We start from the raw sequence: 12,335 nt of genomic DNA, 5'->3' as shown, positions 1-12,335 counted from the left end.
AGCCATCTTGTTGATGAGTGGGGTGTAGCTTCTTTTTGAGGTGGGAAGCCGCTAAGTGCCTACGTGTAGGCGTAGTGTTGTCCTAGAGGGTGTTTGTCAAGTGTCAATAAACACCTTATGAACCACTGATTGAAGACGTTCAATAGGCTCACACGTCTCTCCCAATTCCCTTCTGCCTACCGCCAAAAAACAATCTTGTTAAGTATTAAAATCGACTTTTAAAACATCCTCTGGGAGAACTGCGTACACTAGTACCCATGAAAGTTATTTTCCCCTACTTTCCTGGAGACGACCCACCGGATCGCTTCTACTCCCAATTCCCTATTTTCAGAGAGGGATGTGAGATGGGGAACTACCTGGAAAATAGTACTTTAGTTTGTTAGTATAAGAGTATTATTATATGTCACTAATTTAAATTTTAATCTATGGGGAAAATAAAATATGTCATCAAACCAGAGATTCAGGTAATTTTATAGTTTATTTATGCTTTACACGGTCAAGTAAGTAAGCTTTTTCTTTATGGAGATGGTTAATATTCCCTAATTCCTTTCAATCCTAAAACCAGTGACGTAGAAATGCGATCGCGACATCTTGAGGATATCGCCTAGTATGGAGTTAAAAGGGAATTTGATAGATAGGGAACACGAAAAAAATTAATTTCCACCAAATTCGGGCGATTAACATACATTTCAACCAAAAACGCATCACAATTGACCATTGATTGGACGCAAATCAATGGTGGCTTGATCATGTTTTCCACATCTAACCTAGAACCAGGATATCCTGAGAGGATGAATTTAGCGATTACGTCGGCGTTCCAAGAAATCAGGTAAATCCAAACCACCGGATTTGCGTTTAGGTTGTTCCTCGTTTGCCGTGGGTTGGGTAGGTTGGGGAGGGGTAGGTTGACGACGGGGTGGAGTACCTCCAACTCTGGGAGTAGCAGTAGTTTGCTGGTTTGTAGTGGGAGCTTCACCCGTAAACCCTGTAGCAATTACCGTTAAGCGCACCTCACCTTGAAGACGGTCATCAATCACCGCACCAAAGATAATATTGGCGTTGGGATCAACCACTTCATAAATGGTTTCTGCTGCTGCATTGACTTCGTGGAGAGTCAAGTCACTACCACCAGTGATATTAAATACAACCCCCCTTGCTCCCTCAATGGAACATTCCAACAGGGGAGAAGAAATCGCCGCGATCGCAGCTTCTCTAGCTCTAGATTTACCAGAACCTATGCCAATTCCCATTAAAGCCGAACCCGCATCCGCCATCACCGCTCGCACATCGGCAAAGTCCACGTTAATTAAACCGGGAATGGTAATAATATCGGAAATCCCCTGTACCCCTTGACGCAGGACATCATCCGCATATCGAAACGCATCTTGCATCGGAGTCTGTTCGGGAATGACCTCTAACAGCTTGTTGTTGGGAATAATGATTAAAGTATCAACACGACTTTTTAGCGCTTCTATACCCTGTTCTGCTTGGCTAGTGCGACGACGACCTTCAAAGATAAACGGACGCGTCACCACACCCACCGTCAAAGCACCCATTTCCTTCGCTACTTCCGCCACAATTGGTGCAGCACCCGTTCCGGTTCCACCCCCCATTCCAGCCGTAATAAAGACCAAATCGGAACCTTCTAAAGCAGAAGCAATTTCGTCACGGGATTCCTCTGCAGCCTTTTGACCAATTGCTGGGTTTCCACCTGCACCTAACCCCCGCGTCAACTTTTGACCAATTTGTAAACGACTAGGTGCATCAGCTAAAGTTAGGGCTTGAGCATCGGTATTAATCGACCAAAATTCGACTCCGCCAACATCGGAAGCAATCATCCGATTCACCGCATTGCTACCACCACCACCGACACCAATCACCTTAATATTGGCGACGCGTCCGGGAACAATATCCCCCATGCGTGGTTCCTCGGCTGTGGGTTTGCGCATATCGTTACTAGCACCATAATTCAACCCAGAATGGTTAAAAGGGTTGGTTGAATTGTTCGTCAGGGACAACCCTGGTTGTCCGGGAGACTGTGAGTTGATGTAAGTTAGCCCTTGGCTATGATCGAGTGTCATTGTGCGTTTTGCGTTTGTGTAGATAAACGACGGTTTGAGGTGTTTCTCACCTACGAGTCAACAATCTTTGTTTGCTGCCAAAATCGTTGGTGTTATGATTTGTTTGTCTGTTCAACTGGTTAACTGGAAAGGAACGGTTCAAGATGGTTATGATAAATTTAGCCATCTCACACCCCATATCACAGCCAATTCTAAAGAAGTATACCTAGAATTTATCTAAAAATTTGCATGTTATTGGCTTTGACCCTAGACCTCCATCTTGGTTGTCATTTAACACATCAGCATCGCCTCTCCGCATAGATTTTGTATTATACGCAACTACTTTTATTTTGTTCACAGATTTTAAGACTAGTTACTTATTTTACATGTGTCCTTGTCATTTGTTCTGTCCCCATCAAAAACAATTATGGCGATGGAACTGACTAAAAATCTCCTGAAACACTGAGTAGATGACAGTATGCGATTGGTGTTATTGACATTGGCTCCAGTTTTCCTGGATCTAATCGTCCATATAGCTAAAATGAATATTATTTATTTTCAATTAGCCATGATCTCCTTCTTGGGCAGGAGGAGGTAATATTAAAACTTACCACAGGATGTCTGGAATAATTAACAATTTAGCCTGTTTCATAGATGTCCAATGATAATAATCTTCATTTTGTCCATACCTAATTCAGTGGTGAACCAGAATTTCAAGTCAGTTAAACAATTGTGGATTCCGGATTAGTTCCATAGATAAATCTCCTTGTTTTATACTATCTCTGCGTCGCATACACAGGTACAGACGCGACACATTGCTTCTGTTGATGCAAAGGGAGTGGGGATGAGGTCTACTTCGCACGCTGATATATTTACTTTTTAGTTTACTGATAGTTGGCTGGTGATTTTTAAGCATTAACCATATAGACGAACAGTTCACTTGTTGATCGGATTCAAGTATATTTCCATGTTTGATTGTGTCCAAGTGACATGGGGACTAACTTGATTGGGATTTGGATTGTTTTTTTTGTTTCATTTGCAACATAGGTGTTTCGGGATTGCGGAGATTAATATATTCAACTTGTTCTGGTCGAACTTGGGCTTTTGTATAGATATCGCGCATTTCTCCTAAACGCATCAGAGCCTCCGAAAAGTTAGTATCAATATTTCCTAAGTGAACAATTCCTAAATCCGTAGTCAAAATAAGATTACTTGGGTCTTGAAAATTAACTTCTGAAATTGGCACAATACTTTGGCGAATCGAAGGGAGAATCTTTGACCAATATTCCTTGTATTGTTCCGGATTGCCGATTACCTGTAAATTGGGTAAATTCTGAGTTGGAGCATAGTTATCAACGGGGATCAACACACCATCTGCATCCAACAGTCCGATGACTTGGGTTTGGTTGTCTGATCCTACAGCTTGTCGAGCGATCGCCACGGGAATTCGCTCCTCGACCTGAACCACTACACCGGGAGGGAACAAACGTCGGTTCACCGTTGCAGATGCGATCGCGGGTTGTGTCACCAACCTTTGGCGAATTTTTGCTGGTTCAATTCGCCATAATGATTGGGGATAGTCAATGGATAGCTTCGACTGAATCGTTTGAGTGGAGATCAGCTGATTTCCATCGACAATAATATCTTCCGCAGTTCTAATCACCCACATCGGTTGAATTGCGACCCAAAACAATCCACCAGCTAATCCACTCACCGCAGTTGTCTGCCAAATTCGTTGTAAATTTTTAAACTGTCGCTGACGGCGTAATTTTTTACGCCTTGTTTCTAAATCATTTCGGGAAATTGATGCAATATCAGCCATTCAAGACCCTTCCGTCTTCAGTACAATATTCGAGCAGTCGTTTAATTTGTGTCAGTTAAATAAAACTAGCAGTTATAGATTAACGATTACAGTCTATTTTTGCTACATTTTTCCGCGATTTTTTCCAATTTATGACCAAAATCCTGAATTAGTTAGCCTCCATTCCAATACCCCAGTTCCAAGCAAAAACTACAAAAATATACCTGTAAAGGTACGCGATCGCCAATTTAACCTGCATGTCCAAAAGTTAAATCTCAACTATACAAAAGTACTGTGAACTTCACCAGTGGAGTAATTGAACTCTAAAAGTTGAGTTGGAATTACCCTATCCCACCAGCTATACTAAACCCGGATTTCTCACAAATTCCTCAAACTTTCAGTGAGTAGTCCGTGATGGGAGTAGCAGGAAAATCAACCCACTACTCAAGGCTTATTACTCCCTTATGAGAAATGCAGGTAAAAACCCTAAGAAATAGGGACTTTCCACATCCTGAAAATACCCTTGAGTTAGGTGATACAGCTAACCGCTCATAGTATAAACAATTGTGGATTCTAGATTACCCTGTGGATACCCCCATGAGCGTTTTTGGAGACAAGCTACTACTAGTGTGGGATTAACCAGTAGATGCATCTTCTTGCTCTGTATTGCTCTGTAATATCTCTGCATAGCTTGATGGAAAGACAGCAGCGTACAAAAAATACCGCCCACGGACATCTACAAACAATAATGACTCACAATCCTTAATTGCTGAATAAATAATATTTTCTAATGTATGCAGTTAGTAGATGCCTCTTCTACTTAGATAACCTTCGTAATGCCCTGACCCGTAGATGAATTTTACTCCATTCACAAAAAAATAGTAACTAATTATGGATGTGTTACGTAGGCAAATCATGACGAAACCATCAAGGTAGAAAATACATTCCTGAAAATACTCCTAATGAAGTTTGACAAGTAAGAGACTTAGTGATAAGACTACCATGACATTTATCAAAAAATAAAAATTTATTAAAGAAAGGAGTCGGGAATTGGGAATATTTTTTCTATCCGCTTTTACCTCTTGGGGTGTCAAAGACCCCATTTCTATAAGTGGCATGGTTGATATTTTGTATAAAATTAAACTTTTTGTTTCCTGTAATCATTGAAAACCGATCCTAGCTAGGAGAGAAATTGGGAGACTATGTATATGAAGATGTACAGAAAGTTTATTTACCTCCTCTATTTGAGGTCAGTCAACCGTAATTTCCTCTAGTCAGGTGAAAAATTGTCAAAACGTGAAAACAGGGTGTAAAAAAGACGAATATCGGAAATGACCATCAAGGGGAAAAGGATTATGTCCCTATGGATAAATAGTAGCAATGACAGCCGAGGGTCTGGCAATTAACTTTGTCAGAAAACTGAGATTGACAACTCCCTCCCCATTCTGGGTCCCAAGGGTTCGTGGGGAATGGAGGTATGTATACTTTCCACGTTAATTAACTGTCACCTGTCAACGGTTAACAAACCAAAAGGGCAATATATCAGCGTGTGAAGTATATCAGGGTGATTATGTATAGCAAGCAATATTTGGGAAAAACTAGCATCTACATGAAAACAAATCTTAATTTGTCCAGATTTTTTAAAGCCTGTAACCCCAGTAAAACTCTAGTTATTGGTGATGAACTTGACCGCCAGTACTACATTGATTTTTCCGATGTGCGGGGGTGTAAAATTGTTGAGGAACTTCAACGGACAATCGTCCGTATTTCCCCCGATGAACCCACCTGTCAATTATTTACGGGACATATTGGTTGTGGGAAATCTACAGAGCTTCAGCGTTTAAAAGCCGAATTAGAGCAAGCGGGATTTCACGTAGTATATTTTGAGTCCAGTCAAGACCTGGATATGGCGGATATCGATGTCAGCGATATTTTATTAAGTATTGCCCGTCAGGTCAGCGTCAGTTTAGAAAATACAGGAATTACCCTCAAACCAAGTTATTTTGCCAATTTATTTCGGGAAATAGGGGATTTTTTACAAACACCCATTGAGGTAAACGGCGAAATTTCCTTGGGAATTGCCAAAATTAGCACACGCACCAAAGATAGCCCCCAACTGAGAACCCAATTACGTCAGTACTTGGAGCCACGCACCAATAGTATTTTACAGGCCATTAACGAAGAAATCTTAGATAAGGCTAACCAACAACTCAAAACCAAGGGAAACAAGGGTTTAGTCGTTATTGTCGATAACCTCGATCGGGTGGATATGCGACCCATGGCCAGTGGGCGATCGCAACCGGAGTATTTATTTATCGACCGGGGAGAACAGCTACGTCGTCTCAACTGCCATTTGGTTTATACCATCCCCCTAACATTAATTTTCTCCAATGAATGTGAAACCCTGAAAAATCGCTTGGGGGGAGGGATTGCTCCCAAGGTACTACCGATGGTATTAGTTCGACAGCGCGATGGTAGTGACCATGAACCCGGGATGGTACTTTTACGTCAATTAGTTATGGCCCGTGCTTTTCCAGAAGTCCCGTGGAATGCCAGATTAGGGCTAATTCACGAAGTTTTTGATGCCCCGGCCACTTTGGATCGCCTATGTCGTGTCAGTGGTGGGCATATTCGGAATTTACTAGGTTTGCTGTATAGTTGTTTGCAACGCCAAGACCCGCCCTTTTCCCGGGAATGCTTGGAAGCAGTCATCAAGGATTATCGAGATGATTTGTTATTGGCAATAGATGATACCGAGTGGGATTTATTGTACGAAGTAGTCCAACAACAAAGTGTGAAGGGCGAAACCGAGTATCAACGTTTGTTACGCAGTATGTTTGTTTATGAGTATCGGGATATGAGTGGACGTTGGTTTGGCATTAGTCCAGCTTTAGCGGAAACCGAAAAAGTCAGTGCTTGGCAACAAAAGTTACGTACTGATTTGGAAGTTAAACCGGCTGGGATTTGAGGAGATAGGAGTCAGAAGAATACGATTCGGATAAGTAGAGACGCGAGATATCGCATCTCCCGAAATCACCTCATAATACGGGAATACTCAGATACACCATTATCTTCGCACCTCTGCTTTTCCACTTACTTAGAGACGACCCACCTACTTAGAGACGACCCGGTGGGTCGTCTCTACTCCCAACTCCCCTAGAGACGCGACATGTTGCGTCTCTACCCCCTAACGACAAAAAAACTAGTAAATCATCGTCTTGACTCAATATACGTGAATTTACAGTCTTAATTGCCAGAATTGCGTAAATTACGTAGTTATATCCGTAATTCCACAGTATCGAAGTCAAGGAGTAAATGACAGAATCCTATTTTGGCAGCCTGTCGGCAGCTTGTATTGGTGTACCACCCAGTTTGATGTTATGACCCAGTGGGAATTCACTACCGCGACTATTTCTGAAGGTGTGGCAAATCATTCTCTTGCCACTGTCAATCAACGTTCTTTGCAAAGGTTGATTCGAGCGATCGCGCTTTCTGGTGGACATTTTTCCTTGATTTTGGTTCGGTGTAATTACCGACAATTGTCTCAGCAGATTGTGGATGAGTTGCGGATATTGACTAAGGATGTGAATATCCGTGAGGTGTTTTTATCGCCGCAGACAACAGTAAATTTACATAAGACGATTATTTCGGAACTTTATTTAGATATTCCGGCGGTGGCTAGTGATAGTCCACCTTCAGCAGTGATGGTGTTTGGGTTGGAATCGGTAACGGCGATTGAGGATTTGTTGACTGGTTTAAATCAAGCTCGAGATATTTATGCCGATACATTTCCGTTTCCCCTGGTGCTATGGTTGAAGGATGAGACTGCCGCCATGTTGTCTCGATTAGCACCTGATTTTAAAAGTTGGGCTGCGACAACCATTAAGTTTGAGATGGCGGCTGGAGATTTAATTGGGTTGATTCGCCAGCAAACGGAGCCTTTATTTGAGCAGATATTGGCAGCAGGTGCGGATCATTTTCTTTCCAATGCGGCTTTAAATGTTGATCCGGGTTCACAAAATCGTCAGGAAATTACAGCCGCTCGCCATGATTTGAAGAATTTATATAATATTTGCCTGGAACCGGAATTAGAGGCGAGTTTAGAATTTGTATTAGGGCGAGATGCCTACAGCAAGGATGAAATTGAAACCGCGATCGCTCACTATCAATCTAGTTTGGCTTTGTGGCAACAACAGGCGACATCAACCAGTTTACCGGATATAGCCGCCAAAAGTGCCAGTTTTTCCCCCCATACTGCTTGTTTACGCCAAGGGGTGGTATTGTTCCATATCGGTTTATGCTACCGACGGATGGCTGATTTACGTCCAGCCCTGAATGTCAGCTATTGGCGGGAAGCCCACAACTGGTTTGAACGCTGTATCCACCGGTTTAAATCTGTCCAGCGTTTGGATTTGGTAGCCAAATTTGTAGCTGCGGTTTGCGAAATGCTGCAACGTCTCCAGGCTTGGGATGAGTTGGAGGATTTGGCCCAGCAAGCTTTAAAATTACATCAGGAGGACGGAAGTACAGCCCTAGTTGCCCAGGATTACGGCTTTTTGGCAGCCGTAGCTGGTGCGCGGGGAGATTGGCTTAAAGCCTATGAATTGGCAAATATGGCCTTGTCCGTGGCTGAGACGGCCGCCAATGTCTCCCGCCAACAGGAAAGTTGGTATTTGTTGTTACTGGGTCGCGCCCAGTGGCATTTAGGAGAATCAGAGGAGGCGATTAATAATTTAGAATGGGCAAAAGTTGTTTGTGAATTGCAGTATGAGCCGGCTTTGTATTTAGAAATTGTCGAGGAATTGCGATCGCTGTACTTTTTTGAGCGCCGGGATTACAATGAGGCATTTCAACTTAAGCAAGAAAAAATCCAAATTGAACATCAGTACGGTTTCCGGGCTTTTATTGGTGCAAGTCAACTCCAACCCCAACGCTACAAGCTCAATCCCGCATTAGACCCCCGCACCACTCCCCCCATCCCGGAAGCAGTAGCCCAAGAAATCGCCGCTTCGGGACGACAAAAGGATGTCCAAAGATTAATTGAACGGATTGCCCGCACAGATTGTAAATTAACGGTGGTACATGGTCCTTCCGGTGTGGGTAAAAGCTCCATCCTCAAAGCCGGATTAGTTCCCACCCTCCAGGATCAAGTTCTCGGCGATCGCACTGCCAAGGTGTTGCTGATTTCTGTGTATAGTGATTGGATTGCGGTTCTGGCTCGCAATTTAAATATGGCCCTGGCTCAGGTGGATTTGTCCGTATCGGCTAAATTTACGACCCAAGTCCTACTGCATAAAATCAGGGAATTAACGGAGCGCAATTCCACAGTGGTGTTAATTTTTGACCAATTGGAAGAGTTTTTCTTCGTGGTTAAAGAACAAAGTCAACGGATGCAGTTTTATAAGTTTATTGGTGAGTGTTTAAATATACCCTTTGTCAAAATAATTTTTTCCTTGCGGGAAGATTATTTACATCATTTATTAGAATTGGAGCGGTTGAGTCAGCAGCAAAGCACAGCGAGTTATGATTTAGGGGCAATTAATCAAAATATTCTCGATAAAGATATTCGTTACTATATCGGTAATTTTTCCGTTCAAGAGGCAATTGGTGTGATTGACGTATTGCAAGCGCGATCGCATTATGAGTTAAGCAATGAATTAATTAACCAGTTAGTCAGGGATTTAGCCCACGACGAGACGGAGGTTCACCCGATTGAATTACAAATCGTTGGGGCACAACTGCAATCGGAAAAAATCACCACCCTCAAAGAGTATCAGGAATCCGGGGGTTCGGCGAAACTGGTGGAACGGTGGTTATCGTCAGTGGTGAAGGACTGTGGTCGAGAAAACGAACAATTAACCTGGAAAATATTGTTTGAACTCACCTCAGAAAAAGGAACCCGTCCCCTGCGCAGTACAGCCCAAATTGAAGAGGCAATTAACCAAAACCTGGAATTAGGAGCAAAATTTGATACCAGCTGCCAATTGATTTTGGATATATTGGTGGGTAGCGGGTTGATATTATGTTTACATAATGATGCCGGCGATCGCTATCAATTGGTGCATGATTATTTAGTCGAACCAATTCGTCAAAAAAATAATTACGGCATCGTCGCCGAATTAGAAAAAGTCCGATTTGAGAAAACCCGCGCCGAAGTTGCCCAGAAAATCAGCCAAGAACAACTAAACCAAATTCTCACCCGTCGTTTGCGGGAAGCACGCACAATTGGGGCAGTTTTGGCCACCATGACCGCCACCATTGGCGGATTATGGTGGCACGCCGACATCCAAAAACGGGTGGCCATTCGCCAAACTACCCGCGCCGAACAAAGTGAAGCCAATTTAAGAATAGCCGCCATTGCCGCTTCCAGCGAAGCCCTTTTTGCCTCCCGCAAAGAATTTGATGCCCTAATTGAAAGTTTACGGGCTTGGCGACAACTGCAATCGGTCACCACAGTCCCCCAACACTCAGAGGAAATCATCAAACCCGATACCAGGGTCAGAGTAATTACCGCCCTCCAGCAGGCAGTTTACGGAGTATCAGAAATTAACCGCTTGGAAGGACATGTAGATAACGTTTGGGGAGTCGCCTACAGCCCCGATGGTAAATTAATCGCCTCAGTTAGCACCGATAAAACCCTGAAAATTTGGCGCAGCAACGGTCAACTACTGCAAACCCTGACCGGACACACAGAAGCCATTACCAGCGTCACATTTAGCTTAGATGGTAAAAGTTTGATTACCACCAGCATGGATAAAACCGTGCGAATTTGGCAACGTCAACCAGACAGCGAAGAATTCCAGAGTTATCGCATCCTCACCGGTCATACCGACTGGATCAACGCCGCCGCCATTAGTTCCGACAATCAGATAATCGTCAGTGCCGGCAAAGACGGTCAAATATTGATTTGGCAACGGGACGGTGACTTATTGAACAAAATTCCAGCCCATACCAACCGAATTAACTGGGTGACATTTAGCCCCGATGGACAACTAATCGCCACCGCTGGAGAAGACAGCACCATCAAAATTTGGACAAAGACAGGAGAACTCATTGCCAACTTACAAGGACATCAAAAAGGAGTGAGCGCGATCGCCTTTAGTCCCGATGGACAAACCCTAGTTACAGGGAGTGGGGATACGGATATTATCATCTGGCGACGGCAATCTACCCCCAACGGCAAAATTAAATTTCAACGTTGGCGCACCATTAGCCAACATACATCCATAGTCTGGAGTTTAGCCTTTGCCCCCGACGGCAAATCCTTCATCTCCGCCGGCGATGACAACATGATTTACCAATGGAACCTGGAAGGAGCAAGGATGCGCACCTTCAAAGGACACAGTGACGCGGTTGTCAGCGTTGCCTTTAGTCCCGACGGCAAAAATATCGCCTCCGCCAGCTACGATAAAAGCATCAAAATTTGGCGACTTGATGCCCCCCAACAACCAGTCCTCACCGGTCATCAAAAGCGAATCATGGGTATTGCTTGGAGCGCCGACGGTCGATTACTTGCCTCCGCCAGTCGCGACAACACCGTCAAACTCTGGGGAAAAATTCCCACCACCGACTCGAAAACCCCAATCCAACTCCTACATACCCTTAAAGGCCATCAAGAACGGGTCACCAGCGTCAGCTTTGATCCCCGCAATCAACTATTAGCCACCGCCAGCTACGACAAAACCATTAAACTCTGGCGATATGACGGCACTCTAGTCAAAAATATCGGCACAAACGAACAAATTACCAGCATCAACTTCAGTCCCGACGGCGCACTCCTAGTTTCCGGAGGCAAAGACAAAACCATCAAAATTTGGAGTCGGGAAGGACAATTACTACACACCCAGCCAGGACACCAAGCCCAAATTAACCACGTCTCCTTTAGTCCCGACGGTAACATAATTGCCAGCGCTAGCGACGACCGCACCGTCAAACTGTGGCGACGGGACGGTCAACTACTCAAAACCTTTCCCGTGCAAAACGCTTGGATGATGGGAACCAGTTTTAGTCCCACCGAAAAAATATTAGCCACAGCAAGTTGGGACAACAGCGTCAAATTGTGGAAATGGGACGGAACCCTATTACAAAACCTGCTGCGGGGTTATAGCGATAGCGTCAACGCCGTGAGTTTCAGCCCCAATGGGGAATACCTCGCCGCCGCCAACTGGGATAGCACCGTCAAACTCTGGAGTCGAGACGGTAAATTAATCAAAACCCTCAATGGACATACTGCCCCAGTTCTAAGTGTTAGCTTTAGTCACGACGGCAAAACCCTCGCCTCCGCCGGAGAAGACCATACCATCAAACTGTGGAACTTGGATTTAGAAGATTTAGCCAAAAAAGGTTGTAACTGGGTCAGGGATTATCTTCAGCATAACCCCAACCTGGATAGCCGCGATCGCGATTTGTGTCCATCAGGAGAATAAATCAGGAGACAGGATGATTCACATACAGAAGTATTGATATATACTCTT

Annotated in this window: 5 protein-coding genes; 3 read left to right on the top strand and 2 right to left on the bottom strand. The window is 44.0% G+C overall.

The features are described 5' to 3' along the window. Nucleotides 1–797: 797 nt before the first annotated feature. On the bottom strand, nt 798–2,081 hold the full coding sequence (gene ftsZ / locus CDC37_RS14835; RefSeq protein ID WP_096622713.1) for a cell division protein FtsZ: 1,284 nt from the start codon (nt 2,079–2,081) through the stop codon (nt 798–800). Between the two features lie 94 nt (nt 2,082–2,175). Here ftsZ and CDC37_RS25545 point away from each other — a divergent pair, with 94 nt between their 5' ends. Continuing rightward, nucleotides 2,176–2,301: a hypothetical protein gene (locus tag CDC37_RS25545; protein WP_255408810.1), complete on the top strand. Its 126-nt coding sequence runs from the start codon at nt 2,176–2,178 to the stop codon at nt 2,299–2,301. 756 nt (nt 2,302–3,057) lie between these two features. On the opposite strand, the gene CDC37_RS14830 is transcribed toward CDC37_RS25545, so the two are convergent. Then, nucleotides 3,058–3,882 carry a cell division protein FtsQ/DivIB gene (locus CDC37_RS14830; RefSeq protein WP_096622711.1) on the bottom strand — a complete coding sequence of 275 codons (825 nt, stop codon included), beginning with the start codon at nt 3,880–3,882 and terminating at the stop codon, nt 3,058–3,060. Nucleotides 3,883–5,470: 1,588 nt separating this feature from the next. Between CDC37_RS14830 and CDC37_RS14825 the strand changes: the two genes are divergently transcribed. Both CDC37_RS14825 and CDC37_RS14820 read left to right on the top strand, forming a co-directional pair. Continuing rightward, complete coding sequence (locus CDC37_RS14825) at nt 5,471–6,829, top strand: P-loop NTPase fold protein (protein ID WP_096622709.1); 1,359 nt, start codon at nt 5,471–5,473, stop codon at nt 6,827–6,829. 412 nt (nt 6,830–7,241) lie between these two features. Then, nucleotides 7,242–12,287: an nSTAND1 domain-containing NTPase gene (locus tag CDC37_RS14820; protein WP_096622707.1), complete on the top strand. Its 5,046-nt coding sequence runs from the start codon at nt 7,242–7,244 to the stop codon at nt 12,285–12,287. Nucleotides 12,288–12,335: the final 48 nt, after the last annotated feature.

The sequence above is a fragment of the Calothrix sp. NIES-3974 genome (assembly GCF_002368395.1).
In the GTDB taxonomy this organism is placed as follows: Bacteria; Cyanobacteriota; Cyanobacteriia; order Cyanobacteriales; family Nostocaceae; genus NIES-3974.
This window is presented reverse-complemented; position numbering and strand designations above follow the sequence as displayed.

What these genes read in the sequence shown, in the direction of transcription:
- ftsZ (WP_096622713.1), bottom strand. Translation starts at nt 2,081, where the DNA reads ATGACACTCGATCATAGCCAAGGGCTAACTTACATCAACTCACAGTCT.
- CDC37_RS14825 (WP_096622709.1), top strand. Translation starts at nt 5,471, where the DNA reads ATGAAAACAAATCTTAATTTGTCCAGATTTTTTAAAGCCTGTAACCCC.
- CDC37_RS14820 (WP_096622707.1), top strand. Translation starts at nt 7,242, where the DNA reads ATGACCCAGTGGGAATTCACTACCGCGACTATTTCTGAAGGTGTGGCA.
- CDC37_RS25545 (WP_255408810.1), top strand. Translation starts at nt 2,176, where the DNA reads ATGATTTGTTTGTCTGTTCAACTGGTTAACTGGAAAGGAACGGTTCAA.
- CDC37_RS14830 (WP_096622711.1), bottom strand. Translation starts at nt 3,882, where the DNA reads ATGGCTGATATTGCATCAATTTCCCGAAATGATTTAGAAACAAGGCGT.